The sequence below is a fragment of the Clostridium sp. 1001283B150210_160208_E6 genome (assembly GCF_015669365.1).
GTDB classification, from domain to species: Bacteria; Bacillota; Clostridia; order Clostridiales; family Clostridiaceae; genus Clostridium; species Clostridium paraputrificum.
Genome location: NZ_JADPAA010000013.1, coordinates 46211 through 72369 on the forward strand (window position 1 = coordinate 46211; position 26159 = coordinate 72369).

Consider the following 26159-nt stretch of genomic DNA (forward strand, 5'->3'; position numbering starts at 1 on the left):
TGGCTTTCAAAAAGAAAAATAAGACAGCGTATAATTAAGATAAGAAAGATTACAAAGTTCTTTAAAGCAAATCTTCATTTCAATTTTTATAAAATTGAAAATACAAAAATAAATATTCAAATATTTTTTTAAATATAAAAAGAAATAAATATATAAATATAGACCTAGATCCAAGCAAAAAAAAATTCTGCCTAAGCAGAATCTATTCTTATCTTTATTATTAATATTATCCTAATCAACTTATCTTTTTCTATAATTATTCGTGATGGAATGTTTTTTCTTACGTTCTTTAAAAAGTATTTTATTATTCTATCATCATCAATTATTCCCGTGGAGTCTATTACTGCATTAACCGTGAAAAATGTATTATTTAATGACAGTATATTGATTTCTTCCAAATTTCTTCTCCTATAAATTATTTATAGAATATTCTATTGCTTTAAGATGGTTAAATAATAAACTCCCATCTTCTTTTATTTCCTTTTCTAGCTTTCTAGGATGTTCAATAAACTCATCCTTATTTTCATCCAAATATTTGTTTATTAAATTTAATTGTTCAATTAGTAAATTCAAACCTTCCATCTTTTTATTATATATACCATCTACAATATCTCCCATTATAGCTTTATATATATTTAATTCATCTCCACCAAAACTTTTTACGCCCACTTCTTTTATATAACTTTCTATATTTTCTACTGAAACTCTTGCATCTAGCTCTAAATTACCTGGATACTCCCACTCATCTCTAATCCCCTTACACATCTTGCCTAAATAATCACAGTTATCAATTAATCTTTCTGAAGATATCTTCTTTTTATCATTTATAGCAATTCCAAGCAATATATTAAGAGAAATTGATACTATAAGAACTATTATAAGAAAAATTGTTTTTCTCTTACTCATATTTCTCCCACTCCTTAATATTACTACGTACTATTTTTATATTTTCATTTAGAGAGTTAATTCTACAATATTTAATTATCATGTATATATTTAAAAGTAATGAAATTAGTAAAATTATAACCATTATTCTTTTTTTACTTTCCCTCATAACTAGCTCAGCCCCTCTTCTTCCATATAATGTAATTCCAGCATAATAGTCTGCTATTCTTCAATAACAAAAAAGAGTGGTTAAAATTTTATACTTTCTTATAATTATAAAAAAAGAGAAACTGCATAGCAATTTCTCCACCTTATCTTTATTAACTATTCTCACCTTATTATCTTTATTATCTTAAGGAAGTGTATTTCCTGCTGCCTTAAATATATCGTACCATTCTTTTCTTGTAAGAACTATATCCGATGCCTTACAAATTTCTTTTAATCTTTCTACATTTGTAGTACCTGCTATACCTTGCATCTTAGCTGGATGTCTTAAAATCCAAGCCATAGCTATTGTTGTATTGGAAACCCCATATCTAGATGCAATTTCATCAATAGTCTTATTTAACTCTGGGAACTTATCATTATTTAAGAAAACTCCTTCAAAGAATCCATACTGGAATGGTGACCATGTTTGTATTGTAATATCATTTAATCTACAATAATCAAGAACACTTCCATCTCTATTTATTCCTGCTTCATTTTCCATATTGACATTTAGTCCTGTTCTAATCATTCCTGAATTAGTAACACTTAATTGAAGTTGGTTAAAGACAATCTTTTGATCTAAGTACTTTTGTAATAATTCTATTTGAAGTGAATTGTGGTTAGAAACCCCAAAGTGTCTTACTTTTCCAGAGTTCTTTAATATATTAAACGCCTCTGCCACTTCTTCTGGCTCTACCAAAGCATCTGGTCTATGAAGTAAAAGAGCATCTAAATAGTCTGTCTTTAATCTCTTTAATATACCATCTACTGAATCTAAAATATATTCCTTAGAAAAATCATAGTTGCCATCCTTTTGATTTATTCCACACTTTGATTGAATGAACATCTTTTCTCTTAAAGAACTATTCATTCCTATAGCTTCTGAAAAAATTTCTTCAGACTTCCCTTTTCCATATATATCAGCATGATCAAAGTAATTTATTCCTTCATCTAATGCAGTCTTTACTAATCTTTCAACCTCATTGTTAGTAAGACCTGCTATTCTCATACACCCTAAAGATATTTGTGATACTTCCATATCTGTATTAGCTATTTTTATTTGCTTCATTTATATAACCTCCATCACCTTTGAAAATGTTTTCTTTTATAGCTTACCACCATATATATAATTAAATCAACTAAATTCTGTTCTTTCTAATAATGTATATATAATTTATATAACAAAATAAAATTAAAACTATAGGGATAAGTATTGCCCCTACAGAATAGCCCCCTAAAAATTGAAATACCTTCGTAGATATTAGCTTATATGATATTAAATTTATCCCATCACCGCCTCCATTAACCCCCAATATTATTCCAACAAATATAATCACTCTCATTATTATGGAAGTCGCTTTTTCACTAATCTTTACCTCTCTAATCACCAGAAATATATTTAAAATAAATGCCATTATTATAAAAAATACATATAATCCTCTTGCCCCTATTACTAAAGGATTACTTGATTGGATTACATACATAACTATAATTATAGGTGAAAAACCTACTAAAACTAACATTTGTCTTATAAATATACCAATTTGTATATCTTCCTTCTTTATAGGTAAATAATCTCTTATCTTTTCACCTTGAAAGTTTAAATTCTCCCTATATTGACTATATTCAACTAGCAAAACTAGAACAGCACAAAGTACAACCAACATATACGCGTTAAATATATTTTCCATTAAAGGATTAGAACTGCTTAAGACATCTATAACCTTAATCCATCCTACGAGAAAAGATGCCCCTATACAAAAAAATTCAACTATATAAAAAACTACTCCATTTTTTAATCCACCTGAAACTACTCCTAGAAAATAAGGATTAAAATACTTTTTTCCCTTTTTTTCATTAACTATATAGGTGTAATTATAATAAACAGAGTAAAGTATAATACCCATAACTACTATAGCTGCAGCTCCCCTACTTCCAAAAAACTCTGGTATTGCCATGGAGCTTAAGGTTTGCAGTATTTCATTAGCTCTAACATTTATAATATCAACTTGTGGAACTCCTATATCTATAATTATTATAATATTCAACACAAATAATAGGATAAGTAGTAATCTATTAAGAACTTTTATTCTCTTACAATCTTTACCTAGGCTTTTATGGATATATTTTTTAGTTATTAAATACACTACAAATATAGAATATAAAATTATTATTCCTCTTAATCCAGGCATCTCATCTCCAGATTTAAATAAGAATAATATTCCTATAGATAAAATAACCGCTCCAATCTTAATTAACATTCCTATAAAATTTACACTAAAATAATCTCTATCTGTTATAGGTAAAACCCCTGATATTTTGCTCTTTCTACTAAGTATATGTCTATCTCCTATGTTTAATGAAATGCTAAGCAAAATAAGTAGAACTCCACTAAAGTTAAATTGAATAATATATTCATTCCCCCAAGGTTCTAAACTCCTCATCCCTATAAAAACTATACAAATACATATAAATAAATTTCCTATATCAGTTAATATACCTGCTCTTAAATCCCCACTTATTCCCTTGTAGTAATCTAAACTAAGATACTTCCTCATAGTTTATTTCCCCCTCACCATAAACTATAGCATTAGATTTTTTATATGAATTAAAGCAACTAAAAACAGCTGTTACTATACCTACACTATACATTATTGACTTATCTACCATATTGAATTTATCGCTTTCTATTCCTAAGTAATAAAAGACTATAGCTATAATCATCATTAATACTGGAATTAATAATGCTCCATCTTCTTTATTATTTCTCAATCCCCTATTTGAATTTAAAAACAATAAAATATTTAATTCTATTATTACAACTGATAATCTATATATAAAATATCCTAGTTCAAGTTCCCCCTTAAATGCCAATCCTACTCCCCCTAGAATAAATCCTAGTATTACCTGAACATATGAGTTTATATATTTAAATTTTAAAATATCTCGTGTTTTCATAGGAAGAGTAAATAATAAATTATATTCTTTTTCTGTAATTAAAAGTGAAATTACTAATGGATACATTACTACAACTAATTCTAACCCAGGATTATTTATAAATAACACTAGTGCAAATCCCATTATTCCAAGCAATGGACTAGGTAGAAAGCCTTTCTTTGCTAATGCAATATATATTTTTAATAAACTCACTGTTTGTTCACCCCTTTTTATATACCTGTCTTCTTACATACCAATAGTTAAAAATAAATATCAAGCTAATGATTACTAATCCAAAGCATATTCCATGTTCACTGCTTCCAAGGCTTTGGATAAACTTACTATTAGAAAAAGAATTGAAAATATAAAATATACTTTCATCACCTGTAATCTCAAATATTATTAAGGGAAGAATATAAGGGGCTAACATTAAAATAAGTCCAAAAATATTTACTAACTTTTCCCCTATATCTCTCTTAAAAAATCTAGCAATATTTTTCACTGTAAAAAATAATAGAACCATTATTATAAAAGCTGCTATTATTCCCCTTACTTCTATAATTAAGGCATTTTCCACCTTAACACTAAACATACCTATATAAGGAATTAACAATAATAAAAATGCATATCCTAAGCTCAAAACCCTACTTATTACCAACTCTTCTTTATTTATAGGTATAACTGTGCTCATTTTAGTTATTTGATACTCATACTTTTGCTTTGGTAAAACCCAGAACACTACAAAGAAAATACTAATAGATATTAAAGAAACAATATCAAAAATCTCAACTAAAACATTGAAATTTTCTGCATATACTTCTGAAAATGTTGAAAACTCATAAATATTCTTCAAAGTATATTTAATAACCTTCATATCTACAGTACTTAAAATTAAATAAAGCATTAGATATAAATTAATACTTATTCTCCCCTTGCCATCCATAGATAAATTCATAGTATATAACACTCTCTTAATTCTATCCTTCACTTTGCCCCCTCCAAATCAGATATTATTATTATTCACACTTAATTTAGTGACCATTTATGAAATTTAGTCCTTATATACCTGTCTTCTTACATACCAATAGTTAAGGATGAAATAAATACCAAATAATACTGTCCCTACAATAATACCAACGCTCTTATCACCTAAGGTTTGAATAAAACTACTTCCATGAATTGTATTTACTATATTATTAATTTCATCTTCACGATTAATTAAAATAAATAGCCCTGGAATTAAATAAACCGATAGTATTGATAAAACTCCAATTATTTTTGTGGTTTTATATACCCTACTATTTCTAAAAAACCTACTTATATTTATAAAGGTTAAACATATCAATACCATTATAATTATTGCGCTTACTATTCCCCTTATTCCGATCCCATAAAACTCATTAATATTAATGGTATATAATCCCAAATAAAACATCATAACTATTATTGAAATCAGAAATAAATTAATAATTCTTTCTAAAAATATCTCGCTCTTTTTTAATGGCAATATTTCAAATATCTCTGATAACTTGTTATCTACTACTTGTGTAGGTATCCCCCATGTTAATGAATAAAATAGCATAAGTCCTGTATATTGAAACACATTCAATAATTTATTTAATACGAAAGCATTATTTTCAAGTGGCTCATTTATACTAACGAAGAATGATATTGACTCAAAGTGATAACTAATAAGCTCTAAATTTAAAAAACTCATTATAAATAAAAATATAAATAATATATATTTACCTTTTCCATGCCCATCCATTACAAAATTCATCATTAAGGTTATTCTCTTAACTCTTCTCTTCATTGCCCCTCCAATATTAAAGTATAATCCTCTATATTTTTTCACTAACTCTTTTTACATACAAATAGTTAAAGATAATAAATGTAGTTAAAGCCAATATTACAACAACTATTCCAATACTTCTTATACCTATTAATTGAGCGAAATAATTTCTGTGAATATAGGTATAGAAAGTACCTATAAAACTATTCTTTAATATAAGTTGCTCTATAAATATACTAATAGAAATTAAAACCGCTAATGAAACACCAATATTTTTCACACTCTTCTCCAACCTAGGATACTTATTATTTGATCTTGCAAAATTAAATAGGGTTAGCATAACTAAAACTACAATATATACAAACAAATAGATACCTCTAAGTCCATTTATATAAAAATTATCAATGTTTGAGGCAAATACCATAATCATTATTCCTGTTGCTGGAACTATTGCTATATAATATCCTAATACTTTTCCTAGTATAATTTTATACTTTTCTACAGGTAAAAAACTTAGTATATCCTCTACTTTTGTTTTATCTTTTACTAGAGAATCCTTCGCAATAATAATAGTCCAACCTACTAAAAGAAAAATGTATGACATATATCCTGAAACTTTAAAAGCTCCATACACTTCTACGCCACTTGCAAATTTCTCAAATTTATTAAGGTAATCTGCCCAATAAGTAACCCCTGATAAATACAATATAAAAATGTAACAGATGATATTCCAAGCTATAACTCCTAGCTTTATACCTATCTTCATTACTTCAATATTTTGCCTTATTCTTCTTATCATTTTTTATTGCCCCAAATATGAAATGATAATAAATTTTCTATATTAGGAACTATAGTTCTTAAATTCTTTAATTCTCCTACTAATTTTTCTCTTTTAATTAACCCTTCAAAGGAATCATCCCACTTTTTTATACCTATAAAGTCATCTTCATAGCCAACAATCTCAGATAAATCTCCCTTAACTACAGCAAAACTTTCTTGGATATTATCCATAGAATCAAATTCTAAAATTCTTCCTTCATGAATTAATGCTATATAGTCTGCTACCTTATCTAAATCTGAGGTAATGTGAGTTGATAAAATAACAGATTTCTCCCCATCTCCTACAAAATCTCTAAGCATATCAAGAAATTCTAGCCTAGCTACTGGATCTAAGCCTGATGTTGGCTCATCTAAAATTAAAATTTGTGGGTCATGTGCTAATGCTAAAGCTAACATAGCTTTTGTCTTCATGCCAGTAGATAAATCTCCACACTTTTTATTCATATCTATACCAAAGTTCTTTATATACTCCATATAAAGCTTGTGATCCCACTTATCATAGAAAAACTCAAAGGTTTCTTCATGTTCTTCAATTGTTTTATTATCTATAAGATAACTTTCTGCTGGTACATAGCCTATATTGTTCTTTACAAAAATCTCATCTTTAATATTATCTTTTCCTAGAACTCTTATTTCCCCTGAAGCCCTTTTATAACTGTTTAGAATAAGCTTTAATGTAGTAGTTTTTCCTGCACCATTTTGCCCTATAAATCCTAAAACTGTTCCTCTTGGAACACAAAATGATACATTTTTCAAAGCAAAATTCTTAAACTCAATACTTAAATCCTTAATCTCTAATAAATTCTCCATAATTTTAATTCCCCCTCAAAATCTTATTAACCCTTTTAATTATCTCTTCTTTTGTACACTTACCATCTAATAATTTACCTACTATATCATCAAGTTCACAAAATAGCTTTTCTTTATTTTCATTAATTAATTCTTCATTATCCTTAACTCTCACAAAGGTGCCTACCCCTGAAACAGAATATGTTATTCCAGCCTTCTCTAATTCTAAATAAGCCCTTTTTATAGTAATAGTACTAACATTAAGCTCCTGAGATAGCTTCCTAACAGAAGGTAGTAAGTCGTTTTCCTTTAGACTACCATCTATAATTAAATCCTTTATTCCTTTTACTACTTGTTCATACATCGGCAAATCACTTGTATAATCTAAAATTATTTTCACTCATACACCTCCTTAGGTGTGTATACCATATATTCACACTATACACCCCTTATACAGTTTTTGTCAATACTTCAATTTTTAATCATTTTAGTGTAGTAGTTATATAAATAATCTGTCAATTAGGAGAACTTACAAAAAAATAGAGAAATTGCAAAGCAACTTCTCTTTCTAATCTTTTTTATTCTTTTTACTTACTAATAGTTCCTCAAGGGTCATGTTACCATTTTCCTTCAAGGTCTTTATAAGTTCGTCTTCATAAATTATTCCTAAAAGTCTCATATCATCATCTAAAACAAAAAAAGAATTAAACTTATTCCTATCTACTAGGCTTAAAACCTTAATTAAATCTCTCTTGTAATAGACAGAAATACTTTTATTCTCTATATATCCATCACTAATTAACCTTCTACTCTTTCTTACTATACTTCCCATAATTATATAAATAGTTTTTTCGTTCTCTAAGAAGGTTGTATATGTTAATAAAACTGATGCTAAAAGCAAACTAATATTGACCTTATGTATGTATATTGTTAGAAAGAAACCTATCATAATAAATGCAGCTACCGTAAAACTAGCTCTTACTAAAAGTTTCTTTGCTTTTTTATATAAGATTTTCTTACTTAAAAGTATCTCATATATTCTTACACCATCTAAAGGATACGCTGGCAACATGTTAAAGAAGAGTAACCCAAGATTTATCCATATGCTACTTTCAACATTTAATCCATATTCATTCTTTAAAAATAATAATACCATTGCTGAAACAAAGTTAAACAGGGGTCCAGAAACATATAAAATCAGTTTTCTATTTTCTGATAAATCATCGATATCATCTATCTCTGTTCCTGCCCCTGTTATATGAATTTTAAAACTACTTAACCTTAGTCCAAAGTTATTTGCTACTAAGATATGAACTGCCTCATGCAGTATAACCCATATAAAACCAATCAACATTTGCTTATTTAAAGTACAAATTACTAATAAGAATATAAATTCTAATATTAGCATCTTTCTTTTTCTGTCCATTTAAAACTCCTAAGGATTGCTAACAACTAAACGCTCTTTAAGGATGAAAAATCCATCATTTCTACTGGATCTTTTTCAACCCCCATATAACTTATCTTATATACTATTCCTTTAGTTCCTTCAGAGTCTAACACCCCTGTTTTACCTATTAACTGTCCCTTTTCTACCTTATCTCCTTCTTTAATATCAACGGTAGAAATTAATCCATAGTATGTCTCTATACCATTTCCATGGTCAACTATTATATGTTTTTCATCTCCATCTTCCTTAATTTCTCTTATCTTTCCATCAAAGCTTGCAATAACATCCATTTCACTATCTGTCTGTATTATAATTCCTACATTTTCACCTGATAAATGGGATACTGTACCTACTACTGGTATTACATAGTTATCCTTTATATCTTCTTTAAGAGTTTTATCACCTGTTACAAAACTCCTAAAATTATCTATATAGTCTAAAATGTTTTCTTTATAATCCTCTACCCCAGGTATATTCATGGCCATTACTGCTTCTTCAACATCAAAATTTTTATCTAAAGCTTCCCTAGTTACAATATACGCTTCTTTTGCACCCTCTATAGGAATTACCTTTATTCCCATAAAAATTACTAAAAGGATTAAGGCTCCAGCAAGTTGAAAAATAAACTTTTTTACAAACCTATTTTCTACTCTATTATTACTGCTTTTTCCTCTTCCTAAATAATCATAAGGAGAGGCTGGTTTAGGTGTTTTACCCGGTACCTTATTCCTTAAGTTTTTATAGTATTTCTCGTATTGCGACTTGTACTCTCCCATCTCTTTCCTCCTAGTAGTTTTACTAATAAATTATATTTTCACTATATGGTTAATATTCCTATGTCATAATTTAACTCAGCTTTTTAGAGAAAAGTTTGGTAACTTTTAATAACAAAAAAAGGAAATTTCTTAGGCAATTTCCCTTTTAAAAAAGTATTTTTTTCTTTCTCATAGAAATATTTAAGACCATTGCTACACCAATTACAGTAGTTAATAAAGAGCTACCTCCATAACTTATTAAAGGCAATGTTATACCTGTTATAGGCAAAAGCCCTATAGTCATACCTATATTTTGTGTAACTGCAAACATAAAATAAGATATAATTCCAACACAAACTATAGATGCAAATCTATCTCCACAATTTCTTGAAATTACTATCATCTTTGTAATTAACACTCCATATAAAATTAAAACAAATGCTCCTCCAATAAAGCCCCATTGCTCTGCTATGGCTGAGAATATAAAATCTGTTTGTATCTCTGGCACATTAGTCCCTGCATACCCTGGATCAATATCAGGATCAAAGGATTTATCAATCCCAGTTAATCCTCCTGCTCCAATCCCTATAACCCCTTGAGTATATTGATATGATAAATCATCTGCATATTCTTCTGGGTTTAAGAAAGAATTTATTCTGCCTGCTCTATATCCTCCAAGTAATCCTGAATACCAAACAAATATAATTCCTATAGCTAACACAGATAAACCTCCAAGTATAACTCTCTTATCTAAACCTGCTATAAAAAACATTCCAAGCACTATAAAAAAACATACCATTGTCATTCCCATATCCTTTTGTAACAATATAAAGAATACTGGAATAGCTATATAAAACCCTAATCTAAGTAAATTTCTTATATCATTAATCTTATAATCCATCTCATCTAATAGCTTTGCTACCATCAATATAATTCCATACTTAGCTATTTCAGATGGTTGAAACATACAGATTTTTAAATCTATCCATCCTCTTGCTCCATTAACTTCAACACCTACCTTAGGTATCCATACCATCAACAGTAATATTACTGACCCCCAATAAATTATAGGAATATAATTATAAATAACTCTATAATCTACAGTTAATATTATGTAAAGAGCTACCATAGAAATTACAAACCACATAATTTGCCTCTTAGCAAAATAAAATGGTCCGAGTACAGGAAAAACTTCTCCCTTAGTACATAAATATATATTTAGTATTCCAAATATTATTAATAATAACATTGATATTAGTATTCCCTTGTCAATCTCTTTAGCAAATCTACTATCCAATTTATATCTTTGAATAATTCTATTGGTATCCAGCATTTTTTCATCTCCCTGATCTTACTAAGTTAATTATATATTTAAAAGGAACTAATATCCATATTTTGCCTTAAACTGTAATAATTATTTAATTTATAGTATTAAAAAAGAGAAATTGCTAAGCAATTTCTCTTTTAACTATCTTTTTGCTAACTCATTTATTAGAATTTCTGCTGTTCCTATATTAGTTGCAACTGGCACCTTATGGACATCACAAATTCTAATTAATGCTGAAACATCTGGTTCATGTGGTTGAGCTGTTAAAGGATCTCTTAAAAATATTACTAAATCTATGTCTCCTTCAGCTAAACTTCCACCTATTTGCTGGTCACCACCATATGGCCCTGATAAATATCTATGAACTTCTAATCCTGTAGCTTCATTAATTTTTAATCCTGTAGTTCCCGTTGCTACAAGTTCATGATTTTTTAAAATATCCTTATGTTTCTTTGCGAAGTGAATTATTTCTTCCTTTTTCTTATCATGAGCAATTAATGCTACTCTCATAATCTCATCCCCCTAAATTCTTAGAAATGTATCTTTTTCTTTCTCATACCTATGTTTAGAACTAGTCCTACAGCCATTGTTGTCGTAAGCAGAGAACTTCCTCCATAACTTATAAGTGGTAGTGTAATACCTGTTATAGGAATAAGCCCTATTGTCATACCTATATTTTGAGTTATGGCAAATAAGAAATATGATACTAGTCCAATACAAACTAATGATGCAAATCTATCCTTTGCCTTTCTTGCTATGTTAATCATTTTAGTAATTAGTATTCCGTACAGTAATAATAAAAGCATGGCTCCTAAGAATCCCCATTGTTCTCCTATAGCTGCAAATATAAAATCTGTTTGAATTTCTGGAACATGAGTACCTGCATACCCTGGAGAAACCTCTGGATCTAAGGATGGTCTTGTTCCTACAACTCCTCCTGATCCAATACCAATTAAAGATTGATTTAACTGATATCCTTGAGCTGATGTATCTGTTTCTGGATTCATAAAAGCTGTTATTCTTGCCTTTTGGTGAGGTAATATTAATCCTGAATTCCATAAAACAACTACTCCAATAAGTAATGCAGAGAATCCACCTATTATTATACGCCTATCTAACCCTGCAATAAATAACATACCTAAAACTATAAAGAAACAAACCATTGTCATTCCCATATCTGGTTGAATAAGAATTAAGCTTACTGGTATCATACAGTAAATACCTATCTTAATTATATTTCTTAAGTTATTAACCTCATAGTCCATTTCCTCTAAGAGTTTGGCTACCATTAAGATAATACCAAACTTGGCCAGCTCTGCAGGCTGAAGATTAGATATTCCTATGTTAATCCAACCTCTAGCTCCATTAACCTTAACACCAATCCCCGGAATCCATACACATAATAGCAAAATAACTGAACCCCAATAAAAAATAGGTACATATCTATATATAACAGAATAATCTACTGCCACTAAGAAATATAAAGCAACCATTGATATAATAAACCACATAAATTGTTTCTTTACGAAAAAGAATGGTGCTACATCTCCCTTTGTACATAAGTATATGTTAAGCATTCCATACAGCATAAGTGCTATAGCTGAAAATAGCAATCCCTTATCTATCTCTCTAATAAGCTTAAAATCTAATTTATATCTACTTAAAATTCTATCTCTTCTCTCCAATGTTACACCTCCATACTTTCAGAGATTACAAACATAATTATATATTATTATTGCCTTTTTCTCTATAGAATAAATATAATATGACAAAATATAAGAAAATATTAATTTTTTCCTGCCAAAAATAAGAAGAACTTCGAGCAAAGCTCGAAATTCTTCTATCTTCCTCTTACAGCTTTAATAGGAATATTTGCTACTAAAGACGAAGGTGCATCTCCTTCAATACATTCACTCTTAGTAACAGAAATTTCTACGTCATCTGATTGGATTTCTATATATTTAGATAATACTTCTAATATTTCATCTCTCATTTTATCTAAGGTTTCTCCAGGAATATCTCCTCTATCATGAATAAGTATTAACCTTAGTCTATCTTTTGCAACCTCTTTGGGTTTAATTTTTGCTGAAAAGCCATCAAAAAGTCCCATATTCTCCGTCCCCCCTTTATTTACGTCCAAATAACTTCTTTAAAGATCCAAAGAATCCTGCTGAATTTTCTTGTAAATCCATTATAGGAACATCTTCTCCTGTAATTCTCTTTGCTATATTTCTAAATGCTTCACCTGCATAAGCTTTTTCTTCTAAAACAATTGGTTCACCCTTGTTAGTTGACACAGTAATATTTTTGTCATCTGGAACAACCCCAACAAGCTTTACTGATAGAGTTTCAATTATATCTGAAACATCCAACATGTCTCCTCTTTTAGTCATTTCATAATTTAGTCTGTTTACTATTACTCCATGATCTTCTAATCCCTTTGCATCAAGCTTACCAATTACTCTATCAGCATCTCTCACTGAAGTAATTTCTGGATTTACTACAACTATTGCTCTATCAGCTCCAATTACAGCATTTTCAAAACCTTGTTCAATTCCTGCTGGTGAATCTATAAGAATATAATCAAAATCCTTCTTTAATTCATTAACTAACTTTAACATTTGTTGTGGACTTATATCGTCCTTGTCCTTTGTTTGTGCTGTTGGAAGTAAAAATAGATTTTGAAATCTCTTATCTTTAATTAAAGCTTGTTTTAATCTACATCTTCCCTCTATAGCATCAATAATGGTATAAACAATTCTATTTTCTAACCCCATTAATACATCTAAATTTCTTAATCCTGTATCACCATCAACAACTACAACTTTATTTCCTAATGCTGCTAATGCTGTACCTAGATTAGCTGTTGTTGTTGTTTTTCCAACGCCACCTTTTCCTGATGTTATTACTATCGATACTCCCATTTACGAATCCCTCCACATTTTAATATATATACTTATTAGTTAAATACGGTTCAACAATTATGGCATCATCTTTTACTTTTGCCACTTCTGGATATTTAGGCTTTTCAAAATCGTCTGGAGAAATTGTTATTATATCTCCTATTTTTAAGATTTCAGGCTGAAGTGCAAATGCTGCTATTATAGCTTTTCTATTTCCCCCAACTCCTGCATACACATTTCCTTTTATGCTACCAAGAACAATTATATTGCCCCCTGCATATACTTCAGCTCCACTATTTACATCGCCAACAATTACAATGTTCCCTTGAAAGTCAACACATTGTCCACCTCTTACAGTCTTTCTAATGAACTTAGTTCTGCCTTCGTAAACTCCATTGAATATTTTTGATTCCGATTCTTTATCCTTTACATCCTTATCTTCAAACACTATATCTTTTATACCAATCTCTTCAAACAAAACAACTTTTAAACTTTCTACATCCTTTTCTGTTAAAGAGGAAAGCTTTGTTGTTATGCATAAAGTTGATCCTTTATAGAACTTCTTTCCTTTTGAAAGTTTTTCTATTAATGCATCTAACATCTCTTCAAAGTTGCCAAACTTATCTATATTTATTATTGCATTTAATCCCTCTTTATTTCCTTTTATAATTATTCTATCATTTCCCATTGGCTACCCTCCACCAATTACTAGCACTTATATAATTCAACAAAAAATATTACATTCCTTCTTATTATAAGAAATCTATTTTATTATATCATTAAATATTATGATTTTGTAGACATTATCATAAAATTGCTGAAACTGGTAATATTTAATTACAAGAAAAAAAGGAGAAATCACAACGCGATTTCTCCTTTTAATTTTTTTACTGGCTAGGAAGATATAAAATTTTAATTACTTGCCTTATTGTCCGCTGGAGCTCCTACTACATATTTTTGATAACTTTCAGAAGTATATCCTTCTGGTAACCTATCTTTAAAATATGCCTCATAAACAGCACGAGCTACTGACGCAGTATAATAACCATGTCCTCCATCATAAACAACACCTACAAATGCTATTTCAGGATCATGTAATGGCGCAAAGCTGACATAAGTTGCATATGGCGCTCTTCCTATATCAGATTGGTTATCCCTAAAATCAGCTGTACCTGTTTTACCACCTGTTTCTATTGGGAATCCTCTAAATGCTGCAGCAGCTGTTCCTCCATCTTCATTGTTCGCTCTTCTCATACCATCTCTAATTGCATCTATAGTAGATTGTTTCATTTCTATCTTTTCTACTACCTGGGATGGGAATTCTTGAACAACTTTACCATCTGGTGTCGTTATTTTATCAACAAAATGAAGTTTATATCTTGTTCCACCATTAGCTAAAGTTGCAATATACCCAGCAAGCTCCATAGGTGTAAAGTTATTCATACCTTGACCTATAGATGAATTTACTTCTTGGGCTGGAGACTTTATAACAGTACCTCTATCATTTATTATAAATCTAGCAATAATTTCTGCTATAGTATTTGCTTGAGCTGATTCATTATAAGTTTTACCTTTAGCTTTATATTCCTCTACATTTTTCTTATATAGCTCTGAATTACTCATTATAGTTTTTATATCACTTACTAAAGTTTTTGCAAGTTCTTCATTGCTAGTTATTTCTTCATCAGTACCTAACTTCCAAAATGCAGCTTCTACTTTATCTTTTAAACTCTTTTTAGCATTATAAACTTTTTCGCTATCTTCATCCCTATATGAATAATCAAAAGGAATAAAAGTATACATATTCTCATATGAACCACTTTCTAAAGCAGCTGCTAAATCAAATTTAGCATAATAGATTGCATTTTCTTTATATGCATCAAAACTATATACTTGCCCAACTCTTTCTTCTATTTCTATACCAGTTCCTCTCTCAGTTTGACTATTAACATCATATCCAAGACCAAACTTCCATGCATATTTTGCAATGGTGTCCATAGCATTAACACCACCACCTGCCTTTTGGTATAATCTATAAGCAATTTCATAGAAATAGTAGTTACATGAAACTTCTAGCGCTTTACCTACATCTACAGCACCATGAGTTTGATGTCTAGTAGTATATATTAAACATTCTGGTTGGAAGTTTCCATATAAATCTGAATGCTCAGTAAACTTTCCTTTATCATAGATAATTGTATCGGGATTAACAACACCTTCTTCTAAACCAGCAACTGCAGTTAAAGGCTTAAAAATAGATCCTGGTGGTAATAAACCTTGTGTCGCATAGTTAAAGAAAGATCTAGGATATAAATCATATATATCTCTTCTCCCTTTACCATCTCCATAGTCTGGAAATAAATCATCTACTGTAACATTCTTTAAGTTTTTAGTTTTTATCAGTTCTTTTCCAAATGTCTCAAGATCCGGATTAAAATATTTTTTATACTCCTCAGTAGTAAGCTGTCCTGGTATAGCAAATAAATTAGGATCAAAATCTGGATATGATGCAGATGCTAGTATTCTTCCAGTTTTTACCTCAACTGCTACTACAGCTCCTCTATTAGCTGTATTAAACTCACCATTATTCTTTGCTTTAATCTCTTCCATCTTATCTTTTAAGGCTTGCTCTGCAGCATATTGAACATCTTTATCAATTGTTAAATGCACATTATTTCCTGGGTAAGATTCTAACTTAAATAACTCCTCAGTTACTCTACCTGTAGAGTTTACTTTTACTGTAGTCCCACCTTTTACACCTTTTAATTGTTCTTCAAAGGCTGCTTCTATTCCTGAAATACCAATAAGATCTGAAGATGCATCGTATCCTCTTAGCTCATAACTCTCTTTTTGAGATGTATCTATAGAAGATAAATATCCTAATACTGATGATGCAGTAGTTTTATATGGATAATATCTAATTGGCTCTTGAACAACATCAATACCTGGTAAGTCATTAAGTCTTTGCATAATATTGAAATATATATCTTTTTCTATATTGCTTGCAATTGTTACAGACTTATAGCCACTATAACTTCTCATTTTTAATGCATCTTTTATTACAATATAATCTCTTTGTTGTGTAAGACTATATTTTTCAGATACAACTTTTGCAATTTCTTCTCCAGACATGTTTTTAATCATATCTTGCTCTTCTTTTGTAGGATTTGGATATATTAAACTAATTAATCCATAATCCTTAACAAGTTTATAATAGATTTGTTGAGGGGTAATTTTAACTAACTCATCATCTATTTTAGCTTTTTGTTCATCACTAAGCTCATCAGCATCAGGATATAATTTCTTTTGTACTTCCGCATCAAGATTTCTATCCTTCTTAAATCTTAAATCCTCTATTTTAATTAAATCATCATCACTATTTTTATATTCTAAATACCACTGATTTTTATCATTCAACTTTAATATAAGAGTATCTTCAAAAGTCTTCCCATTATCCTTAAGTATCTTAAACACTTCATCCATAGTAGTAAAGAATTGTTTATTTGATAAATCTGTAGATGTATAGCTTATTGAATAAGTTTGCTTATTTGTAGCTAGAAGATTACCATCTTGGTCGTATATAATTCCTCTTGGTGCCTTTTCTGATACAAATTTTGTTGATGTTGTATCAGCTTTTTCCTTATAATCATCATGTTTATATACTTGAATATAAAGGAGCTTTACTGTCATCACTGTAAATATAATTCCCATAATTATTAGTAAGACAGAATATCTTGATAATTGTTTTTTCTTATTGGGTTTATTAACTATCATTTAAACCTCCACTTTGTTTTTTCCTCATCATTATATAAAAACTTATAAAATAAAGGATAAGCAAAAAACATAATTATAGAATTGTAAAGTCCAGCAAAAATACCTCTTAACACATCTACTTTAATTTTTAATAAATACATTATAATAAAGATTCCAAACACTCTTAATGAAGTAGTTACAAACATAGTTCCTACAGGAATAAGTTTCTTATTTCTCCATATACCTTCACCAACTAATCCTGCAAAAAGACAACATAACATATTGACTAGTGCATTAATTCCAAATCCATTAAAAAAGAATATATCTTGTAATAATCCACTTACTACTCCTATAAATACTGCTTCTTTTTTCCCATTGATTATAGAATAGGCTATTGCAAAGATAAACAAGAGACTTGGATATACTCCTTTTATAGCTATAAAGGGTGACAATGAATTATCTAATATCAATAATAATATTGATATTAATACTATTATAAATCTCTTCATATCCCACACCTCTTAGTCATATTTTATTTCTCTTTTATCTTTTGGAGCCACTATAAATAATTCCTCTATTTTATTAAAGTCTACATAAGGTTTTACTATAGCGCTCTTCATTACTTTAACCCTATCTTCCTCAACAGAAACCACTTCACCAATTTTAATTTCTTTTGGATAATATCCTCCTAATCCTGAAGTAACTATAACATCCCCTTCTTTTACTTCTGAATCCATAGGAAGATTTAGAACCTTAGCTAAATTATTATTAAAATAATCTTTATATCCTTGTAGTATTCCTGTGTTTTCTCTAGTGCTGTCTACCATAACAGCAACCTTTACATTTTCATTTACTATACATTGTACTATAGCCCAATTTTTCCCTACCGAGGAAACTTGTCCCACAAGACCATCAGCTGAAATTACTACCATCCCTTTTTCTATTCCATCGTCTTTTCCTCTATCAACAATGTATCCGTTTAGTATACTATCGCCACTAATACCTATTATATTAGTACCTATGTAATCATAGTTATTCTTTTCATCTTTAAAATTTAAAACCTTTTGAAGTCTTTCATTTTCTTCTTTTAATTTAGAATACTCATCTATTTCGGCCTTAAGCTTATCATTTTCTTTCTTTAATTCTTTATTTTCATCCCTAACATCTGAAAAATTTAAAAAGAAATCAACAAAATCTTTTACACCTCTATTAAAACCATATGCAACTTTTTGAACTGGATTTAAAGTGCTGCCTGCTCCACTTTCTAATCCTTTATCGTCTCTACTAACAGTAAGGGTAATTAACCCTAAAAATGCAACTGACAGCACTATAATAGTTACTGTCAGTTTGTTCTTAAGAAGCTTCATATATTATGCTCTATCTTTCTTCTCTACTTATTTTGTCGAAATCCTCTAGAGCTTTTCCTGCCCCTAGAACTACACAGTCAAGAGGTGATTCCGCTATATGAACAGGCATATTTGTTTCTTTTCCAATTAACACATCTAATCCCTTTAATAAAGCTCCTCCACCTGCAAGCATTATTCCTTTTTCCATAATATCAGCTGCAAGTTCTGGTGGAGTCTTTTCTAATGTTGTCTTAATAGACTCAATTATTGCATATACAGGTTCCTTAAGAGCTTCTCTTATTTGAGACTCTGAAACTTCAATAATCTTTGGAAGACCTGTTATTAAATCTCTTCCCTTAATTTCAATTATTCTATCTTCATCTTCTACTTTATAAGCAGATCCAATTTCCATCTTTACTTGTTCTGCAGTTCTTTCACCTATCATAAGGTTATACTCTTTCTTAATGTAAGCTATAACTGCTTGATCTAATTCGTCTCCAGCAACTCTTAATGACTTGCTAGTTACAATACCTCCAAGTGATATAATAGCTACTTCAGTAGTTCCACCACCAATATCTACTATCATACTTCCTGTTGGTTCACTTACTGGAAGTCCTGCTCCTATAGCTGCTGCCATTGGCTCTTCCATTAAGATAACATCTCTTGCTCCTGCAAGCTTTGTTGCTTCTTCAATAGCTCTCTTTTCTACTTCTGTTACTCCTGATGGATAGCATACTATAATTCTAGGTGCTTTAAATCCACCTTTACTAGCAGCCTTTTCAATTAATGATTTAATCATAGTGTGAGCAACATCAAAGTCAGCTATAACTCCATCCTTTAAAGGTCTTATTGCTACTATGTTCCCTGGTGTTCTACCAATCATAAGTTTAGCTTCAGCACCTACTGCTAAAGGCTTCTTTGTTAAATTATTTATAGCAACAACTGAAGGCTCTCTTAAAACTACTCCCTTTCCTTTTACAAAAACAAGAGTATTCGCAGTACCTAAATCTATTCCCATGTCTTTACTTGTTCCAAAAAATCCCATTGTATTTTTCCCCTTTCAGCTATATAATTCCTTTTTCTTTTAAACTTGTATATTCATTATTTCCAATAATAATATGGTCTAATAATTCTATTCCTATTATTTTACCACATTCTTTTATCCTTGCAGTTATGTTAATATCTTCCTTACTAGGAGTAGCATCTCCAGAAGGATGATTATGACATATTATAATTGAAGCGCCACCACATCTTATAGCTTCCGAATAAATTTCTCTTGGATGTACTATTGATGTGTTTAAACTTCCTTTAAATACATCCTTTACTCTTATAATTTTATTCTTAGTATTTAATACCACTAATTTTAAAACTTCCTGATTTAAACAACTCATTTCATTCATAAGTAATTTAGATATATCCTTTGGATTTGATATTCCAATTTCAATTCTATTACTCTTCAGAGTATTAAATCTTTTAAAAAGTTCAGCTACTGCTAAAATCTGTGATGCCTTAACTTTTTTTATTCCTGTTATTGAAGTTATTTCGTCGTATGATGCATTCATAATACCGTCTAAGCCTTGTAATTCGCATAATATTCTTTGACTTAAAGAAAGAACATTTTCTCCTTTAACGCCACATCTTAATATTATTGCTAATAACTCTGAATTATTTAAACTTTCCGCTCCTAAAGAAAGTAATTTCTCTAGAGGTCTTTCACTTAATGGTAAATCTAAAATCTTAAGATTGTTGTCCATTTATACACTCCTCTTAAATTAGATTCCCCACCCCTTATATTATTTTATCCATCATACTTTTAAGCTTATTCAAAGGAAGTCCTACAACATTGTAATAACATCCTTTAATTTCTTCTACAAAAATACCACCCTTACCTTGAATTCCATATGCTCCTGCTTTATCAAGTGGTTCTTTGCTCTCTATGTATTTAATTATCTCTTCATCCTTAAGCTTTGAAAATTTCACTTCAGTACATAAGGAATCTTTGATAATTTTCCCTGTCTTTGTATTTATTAATACAATTCCAGAATAAACATTATGTGTTCTGCCACTTAAATCTTTAAGCATACTAAAAGCCTCTGTCCCATCTTTAGGCTTACCTAAAATTTTATTATCTAAAGTTACGATTGTATCTGCTGCTATTATAATGACGTCTTCATGTATATTTTTTTGTACATCTATAGCTTTACCTAAAGCTATATTTTCTACACACTCTTTTACATTCCCTTTAAAAACAACCGTATTTTCATCAAAATTACTTACAATAACTTCGAATTCTTCAACTAATCTAGATAATAATTCTTGTCTTCTTTCAGAAGCTGAAGCTAATACTATCTTCAATTTTCTCACTCCTAAAGTATACTATCAAATAGTATTGCCATTTTTATCATTTTATAGACATATTTTTTTGTATTTTTTATAAAATCTTAGGTGTAGCAAATGGTTGTAAGCATCACTACACCTAATATAGTTTATCATTATATATACTTATAAACAAGTATGTTCATTTAATTCTAATGCATTTTAATTTATTCTTAAGATTTTACTATACTCGATATTTTATGAGTAATTTGTATAAAAAATCCTTAGATGTTTTAACATCCTTTTGGGTATATTCATCAGGTAACTCTTTAATAACTTTTACCAAATTTTGAACTTCTTCACTAGGACTTTTTATATTTGCTACTGTTTCTTCTGTCCACTTTTTAAAATCAACTGTTTTTACTGATTTTACGTCACTTTCTTCAAACTTATTTATTATCTGCAAGTATCCCTCTATTATTTGTGCCTCTATCTTTTTTTCTGAAGAATCCTTTGGTATACAACACTTAATAGTGAAGTTATTAATTGATGCCTTAGTTAACTCTTCTGTTTTTTTTGCACTTTCTTCATCTTTATAGATACCCGCCATAACTTTGAACTTGCCATCCTCTTGAATTACAAATCCAGTCATAGAAGAAGGTAATGTTGTTAAAGTGCTATTAGCATTTTCCTCTTTAGAAAACAACCCACATTGGATTATTTTAAATATGCTACTATTCTCAGCTGTATTAATACTTTCTTCTTGCTGACTTTTATTAGGTACTTTAAGTGAATTACTTATTTCCCCCTCACTAAAAAACATCTTGAAGATAGTAATTCCTATAGCTACTGCTAAAATAATGATTAATAGAATCCATAAAAAGAAACCTCCTCCGCCTTTCTTCTTATAGTCGTATCTTGTGTATCTCATATTCTACCCCCTTACTTTTTTAATATTATGTATATTACTTAGAAAGGATAAATATTCGTAATTTAAACACAAAAAAAGGTGGAGTGGATATTTATTTTGCTTGTTCCGTCACAAAGCTCCAAGTCACATCAAAACAAATCCCCCCCCACTCCTACTAAATGTAAGGAAAATATAAAATTATTATCCTTAATTTTATATTTTTTTAATATGAAATTGTAATAATACCTTTGATTTATAGCAAATTAAATTTTTATATTTTCCTAGACGTAAAAAAATCTCTACTTAAATAAATTTAAGTAGAGACCTCATATATTCATACACTAAAAACTAAAATTAAAATACTCTTCTTGCTCCTGCATATCTTGTTCTGTAGTATCCCTCATTAAGAGAGCTTATTTTAACCCTACCACTTGATGCTGCATGTATAAAATCACCGCCACCAATGTATAAACCAACATGACCTAAGTATCCTACTGTATTGAAGAACACTAAGTCTCCAGGCGCTAAATTATCTCTTGACACTGCACTTCCTGCACTAAATTGCGATCTAGCTGTACGTGGTAAACTTACCCCAAAATGTCTATATACATAACTTGTAAAACCAGAACAATCGAATGCATTTGGTCCATTTGCACCATATACATATGGTCTTCCTAAGAAGTTATAAGCATAATTTGCTACTTGGCTTGATGACTTGTTCACTCCTCTGTTTATAGAAGAATTAGTATTTTTCTTACCTGTTGTGTTTGATGATCTTGAAGATTGTACAGTATTTTGTTCTTCAACCTTTTTAGGTGACACAATTACTTTATTAACCTTAAGTTCGCTTGTCTTAAGTACTACACCCTGTTTTGTCTTTGCACTTGTATCTGCGCTTATACTTTCTGCACCTACCATTGCAACTGCTGCACATACAACTGTAATAGCTACAGCCTTAGTAAGTATCTTTCTTTTTGAAATCATAGATACTCCCCTTCCTTTAAGAAAGTTTCACTTCCCACAATAGTTTTAGTAAACATTTTCACACACATTTATAGGACGTTCCTCTTGCCCTACTTTTTTAATTATAGTAATTTATTCCAAAATAGTCAAGCCATTTTATTTACATATTATTGTCTTTGCATAATAACTAGGTTTCTTCCATTTTCTTCTTCATCTTGAAAAAAGTCTTTAGCTATCCTTTCTACTTTGAATCCTTTACTATCCCAAAAAGAAATGCCCTCTAAATTGTTTTGTACAACTCCAACTTTTATAGTATCTATTGTATACTGTCTTATAAAATATTCTATGACTCCTGCCACAATTTCAGAACCATAGCCTTCATTCCTTAATTCTTTTTTTATTATGAAAAGCCATATAAATAATTCTTTCTTATTTTCTAACTCTAATCTTCCTTTAAACACTCCAACCAGCTCATTATTTTTGTGTATCTCTAAAAAGAATTCATTTTCCGTTACATAATATTCTAAAAACCTTCTATAAAACATTTGACTATCTAATGAATAACAAGTATGATCTTCGCTATTATTTATTTTTATCCAATTATTTAATTCTTCTAGTCCATCTTCTTCTACACTTGATACTAAATAGTCCTTAAATTCAAATCCAATATCTATCAACTAACTCTCCTCCCATTAAATCACTTAAATATAATAATTCTACAGAGAGTTTATATTCCCTTCCTTTAATTAATGAATAGTTATCCATAGTTTTAAACAAAAAAGAGACCATCAATAGATAGTCCCTTAATAATTCCTATTTATTAGCTGCATAAAAGCATCTCTTTGGAGATATGATCTTTTCTTCCGACTTAAGAGCCTTAATTGCCTTATCTACATCCTTCTTATCTAACCCAGATATTTCTGCAATTTGTCCTCCCTTTAAAGGCTCAGCTGAATTATTTAAAACTTCTAACACTTTTTCTTTAACGTCCATCTTCTATTCCTCCTTGAATTTCATTACTATATTAATATTATACCCATAATATGTTAATTAATCAATACTAATTATTACTTAATATAAATAACTAACAATTTAAAGTAAAAAGTTTTTGCTTCTAAAGATTGTCCACCCTAATGCTATTAATTTATAAATACTCCTTACTACTATAGAAACTTTATCGCTATCAAAGTTTTATCCTCACTTATTGATCACATTCATATTGTTAAATCATAGATTTAAATATTCAGGAATCTTTATTCACCTGCTTAACTTTTTACCTTGTATTTCTTACCTTGTACCCACTATTGCTCTTCTCCATTCACTAAAGAAAAGAAACTGCCCGAAAGCAGTTTCTTCCCTATCTTAATTATCATTATTATCTCATTTATCTTGCTTAACCTTATTTAATAGCCTTTAATACTTCTAACAAGTATTCCCATACCTTCTTAGTAGAAGAAATAGATAAATGTTCTTCTGGAGTATGAGCTCCTCTTATATTAGGCCCAAAGCTTATCATATCTAAATCACCAAGAATTTCTTCAAATAAACCACATTCAACTCCAGCATGTAAAGCATAAACTACAGGTTCTTCACCATACATCTTCTTATATACATCTTTGCAAATTTCTCTCACCTTAGAATCCGCCTTATATTCCCAACCTGGATATCCATCATTAGCAGAATATTTAGCTCCAGCTAATTCAGTAATTGTCTTAACCTTCTCTTCTATATCAGCTCTTAAAGATGGTACTGAACTTCTAACAGCACTATCAAAAATAACTTCTGAGTCAGTAGTTGTAAGTATGCCTATATTTGTTGAACTTTCAACTAAGCCATCTATGTTACGACTCATTGTATTTACTCCATTAGGATAAACAAATAATAAGTTTACAGCCTTTTCAGTAGTTTCCTTATTAAACGCCTTCTTGCTTTCTACTGAAACTTCCTTAACAGTTAAAGAAACTCCTGGATCTTGTGCTTCTAATTCCTTTTTAAATACCTTATCCCATGTTTCAACTATTCTTACTAGCTTTTCTTCATCTGCTGCCTTTATAGCAAGGATTCCATCTGCTTCTCTTGGTATAGCATTATTCTTAGATCCACCATTAATAGATACTATTTTATAATCTATCTTTTCTAATAAATCCTTTAATACTCTACCCATAAGTTTGTTAGAGTTACCTCTCCATTCATGGATATCAGAACCTGAATGACCACCCTTTAACCCTCTTACTGATATTTCAAATATCTTTTCATCATCTAAAGCTTCCCAAGTAATATCTAAAGAAGATTTAGTTCTTATTCCACCAGCACAACTTACTAGTAAATACCCTTCTTCTTCACTATCAATATTAAGAAGAATTTTTCCTTGTATGTCATCTTTATTTATGTTCATAGCACCAGTCATACCTGTTTCTTCATCTGTAGTTAAAAGAACTTCTATAGCTGGATGTTCTATTGAATTATCTGCAAGAACTGCCATAGCATAAGCTACTGCAATACCATTATCTGCTCCTAAAGTAGTTCCATCTGCATATATTTCATCACCCTTAACAACTAACTTTATAGGGTCCTTAGTAAAATCATGTTCTGTATCTTTATTCTTTTCACACACCATATCCATATGACCTTGGATAATAACTGTAGGTGCATTTTCATATCCCTTAGTTGCAGGTTTTTTAATTATTACATTTAAGGCTTTATCTTGAATTGTTTCTAATTCAAGATTCTTACCAAAGTTAACTAAATAATCACTTATAGCTTTTTCATTACCTGATCCTCTTGGGATATTAGATATCTCTTCAAAATATTTAAATACTTCATAAGGTTGTAAGTTTTGTAAAATTTCCATTATTTTGACTCCTTTTCAGATATAATATGTTAAAATTATACTATAAACATCTACAGTATATCATAAAATTATTTTCTTATTTTAATTATGTGCAAAATAAATAAACATTACTTACTTTTTTAATGTTTGCACATAATA

The 26159-nt window shown here is 29.6% G+C and carries 29 protein-coding genes; all 29 read right to left on the bottom strand.

The window, feature by feature from the left end; genetic code table 11:
* Window positions 1-191 precede the first annotated feature (191 nt).
* Window positions 192-398 carry a hypothetical protein gene (locus tag I4V16_RS13280; protein WP_099327986.1) on the bottom strand — a complete coding sequence of 69 codons (207 nt, stop codon included), beginning with the start codon at window positions 396-398 and terminating at the stop codon, window positions 192-194.
* A 10-nt stretch (window positions 399-408) separates the two neighbouring features.
* On the bottom strand, window positions 409-906 hold the full coding sequence (locus tag I4V16_RS13285; RefSeq protein WP_099328899.1) for a hypothetical protein: 498 nt from the start codon (window positions 904-906) through the stop codon (window positions 409-411).
* Window positions 907-1237: 331 nt separating this feature from the next.
* The gene (locus I4V16_RS13290) at window positions 1238-2161 is read right to left on the bottom strand and encodes an aldo/keto reductase (RefSeq protein ID WP_099327988.1); all 924 of its coding nucleotides are present in this window, start codon (window positions 2159-2161) and stop codon (window positions 1238-1240) included.
* Window positions 2162-2231: 70 nt separating this feature from the next.
* The gene (locus I4V16_RS13295) at window positions 2232-3650 is read right to left on the bottom strand and encodes a hypothetical protein (protein WP_099327989.1); all 1419 of its coding nucleotides are present in this window, start codon (window positions 3648-3650) and stop codon (window positions 2232-2234) included.
* Window positions 3634-4242 carry a hypothetical protein gene (locus tag I4V16_RS13300; protein WP_049178340.1) on the bottom strand — a complete coding sequence of 203 codons (609 nt, stop codon included), beginning with the start codon at window positions 4240-4242 and terminating at the stop codon, window positions 3634-3636. The genes I4V16_RS13295 and I4V16_RS13300 overlap by 17 nt, the downstream gene beginning before the upstream one ends.
* Window positions 4243-4249: 7 nt before the next feature.
* Window positions 4250-5017, bottom strand: coding sequence for a hypothetical protein (locus tag I4V16_RS13305; protein ID WP_099328898.1), 768 nt, complete (start codon window positions 5015-5017; stop codon window positions 4250-4252).
* A gap of 63 nt (window positions 5018-5080) precedes the next feature.
* The gene (locus I4V16_RS13310; RefSeq protein WP_143331539.1) at window positions 5081-5842 is read right to left on the bottom strand and encodes a hypothetical protein; all 762 of its coding nucleotides are present in this window, start codon (window positions 5840-5842) and stop codon (window positions 5081-5083) included.
* Between the two features lie 28 nt (window positions 5843-5870).
* Window positions 5871-6620, bottom strand: a complete 750-nt coding sequence (locus I4V16_RS13315; RefSeq protein ID WP_049178337.1) for a hypothetical protein — start codon at window positions 6618-6620, stop codon at window positions 5871-5873.
* Window positions 6617-7471 carry an ABC transporter ATP-binding protein gene (locus I4V16_RS13320; protein WP_099327992.1) on the bottom strand — a complete coding sequence of 285 codons (855 nt, stop codon included), beginning with the start codon at window positions 7469-7471 and terminating at the stop codon, window positions 6617-6619. Before I4V16_RS13320 ends, I4V16_RS13315 begins: the two co-directional genes overlap by 4 nt.
* A 4-nt stretch (window positions 7472-7475) precedes the next feature.
* Window positions 7476-7850 carry a GntR family transcriptional regulator gene (locus I4V16_RS13325; RefSeq protein ID WP_027096915.1) on the bottom strand — a complete coding sequence of 125 codons (375 nt, stop codon included), beginning with the start codon at window positions 7848-7850 and terminating at the stop codon, window positions 7476-7478.
* 168 nt (window positions 7851-8018) lie between these two features.
* On the bottom strand, window positions 8019-8876 hold the full coding sequence (locus I4V16_RS13330) for a site-2 protease family protein (protein ID WP_049178335.1): 858 nt from the start codon (window positions 8874-8876) through the stop codon (window positions 8019-8021).
* Between the two features lie 26 nt (window positions 8877-8902).
* On the bottom strand, window positions 8903-9673 hold the full coding sequence (locus I4V16_RS13335) for a M23 family metallopeptidase (protein WP_049178334.1): 771 nt from the start codon (window positions 9671-9673) through the stop codon (window positions 8903-8905).
* A gap of 145 nt (window positions 9674-9818) precedes the next feature.
* A complete protein-coding gene (locus I4V16_RS13340) occupies window positions 9819-10967 on the bottom strand; it encodes an FtsW/RodA/SpoVE family cell cycle protein (RefSeq protein ID WP_049178343.1) in 1149 nt (382 codons plus the stop codon).
* Window positions 10968-11120: 153 nt separating this feature from the next.
* Window positions 11121-11489 (bottom strand): methylglyoxal synthase, encoded by a 369-nt coding sequence (gene mgsA / locus I4V16_RS13345; protein WP_049178016.1) that lies wholly within the window; start codon window positions 11487-11489, stop codon window positions 11121-11123.
* Window positions 11490-11509: 20 nt separating this feature from the next.
* Window positions 11510-12646, bottom strand: a complete 1137-nt coding sequence (rodA, locus tag I4V16_RS13350) for a rod shape-determining protein RodA (protein ID WP_049178028.1) — start codon at window positions 12644-12646, stop codon at window positions 11510-11512.
* A 173-nt stretch (window positions 12647-12819) separates the two neighbouring features.
* A complete protein-coding gene (minE, locus tag I4V16_RS13355; RefSeq protein ID WP_027096921.1) occupies window positions 12820-13089 on the bottom strand; it encodes a cell division topological specificity factor MinE in 270 nt (89 codons plus the stop codon).
* 16 nt (window positions 13090-13105) lie between these two features.
* The gene (gene minD / locus I4V16_RS13360; protein ID WP_049178017.1) at window positions 13106-13903 is read right to left on the bottom strand and encodes a septum site-determining protein MinD; all 798 of its coding nucleotides are present in this window, start codon (window positions 13901-13903) and stop codon (window positions 13106-13108) included.
* Window positions 13904-13922: 19 nt separating this feature from the next.
* Window positions 13923-14570, bottom strand: a complete 648-nt coding sequence (gene minC, locus I4V16_RS13365) for a septum site-determining protein MinC (protein WP_049178018.1) — start codon at window positions 14568-14570, stop codon at window positions 13923-13925.
* Window positions 14571-14794: 224 nt separating this feature from the next.
* Window positions 14795-17656, bottom strand: a complete 2862-nt coding sequence (locus I4V16_RS13370; protein WP_195966888.1) for a penicillin-binding transpeptidase domain-containing protein — start codon at window positions 17654-17656, stop codon at window positions 14795-14797.
* A complete protein-coding gene (mreD, locus tag I4V16_RS13375) occupies window positions 17653-18144 on the bottom strand; it encodes a rod shape-determining protein MreD (protein ID WP_049178020.1) in 492 nt (163 codons plus the stop codon). The genes I4V16_RS13370 and mreD overlap by 4 nt, the downstream gene beginning before the upstream one ends.
* Before the next feature lie 12 nt (window positions 18145-18156).
* The gene (gene mreC, locus I4V16_RS13380) at window positions 18157-19002 is read right to left on the bottom strand and encodes a rod shape-determining protein MreC (RefSeq protein ID WP_049178021.1); all 846 of its coding nucleotides are present in this window, start codon (window positions 19000-19002) and stop codon (window positions 18157-18159) included.
* A 10-nt stretch (window positions 19003-19012) separates the two neighbouring features.
* Window positions 19013-20026, bottom strand: a complete 1014-nt coding sequence (locus tag I4V16_RS13385) for a rod shape-determining protein (RefSeq protein ID WP_049178022.1) — start codon at window positions 20024-20026, stop codon at window positions 19013-19015.
* 19 nt (window positions 20027-20045) lie between these two features.
* Entirely contained in the window at window positions 20046-20735 is a 690-nt protein-coding gene (gene radC, locus I4V16_RS13390) for a DNA repair protein RadC (RefSeq protein WP_049178024.1), read from the bottom strand.
* Window positions 20736-20769: 34 nt separating this feature from the next.
* Complete coding sequence (locus I4V16_RS13395) at window positions 20770-21336, bottom strand: Maf-like protein (RefSeq protein WP_049178026.1); 567 nt, start codon at window positions 21334-21336, stop codon at window positions 20770-20772.
* A 205-nt stretch (window positions 21337-21541) separates the two neighbouring features.
* Window positions 21542-22228 (bottom strand): SPOR domain-containing protein, encoded by a 687-nt coding sequence (locus tag I4V16_RS13400; RefSeq protein ID WP_099328895.1) that lies wholly within the window; start codon window positions 22226-22228, stop codon window positions 21542-21544.
* Between the two features lie 333 nt (window positions 22229-22561).
* Window positions 22562-23191 (bottom strand): C40 family peptidase, encoded by a 630-nt coding sequence (locus I4V16_RS13405; protein ID WP_049179237.1) that lies wholly within the window; start codon window positions 23189-23191, stop codon window positions 22562-22564.
* 146 nt (window positions 23192-23337) lie between these two features.
* A complete protein-coding gene (locus I4V16_RS13410; protein WP_049179238.1) occupies window positions 23338-23847 on the bottom strand; it encodes a GNAT family N-acetyltransferase in 510 nt (169 codons plus the stop codon).
* A gap of 136 nt (window positions 23848-23983) precedes the next feature.
* Window positions 23984-24163, bottom strand: coding sequence for a MarR family transcriptional regulator (locus I4V16_RS13415; RefSeq protein WP_049179239.1), 180 nt, complete (start codon window positions 24161-24163; stop codon window positions 23984-23986).
* A 406-nt stretch (window positions 24164-24569) separates the two neighbouring features.
* Window positions 24570-26021: an aminoacyl-histidine dipeptidase gene (locus tag I4V16_RS13420; RefSeq protein ID WP_195966889.1), complete on the bottom strand. Its 1452-nt coding sequence runs from the start codon at window positions 26019-26021 to the stop codon at window positions 24570-24572.
* Between the last annotated feature and the right edge of the window lie 138 nt (window positions 26022-26159).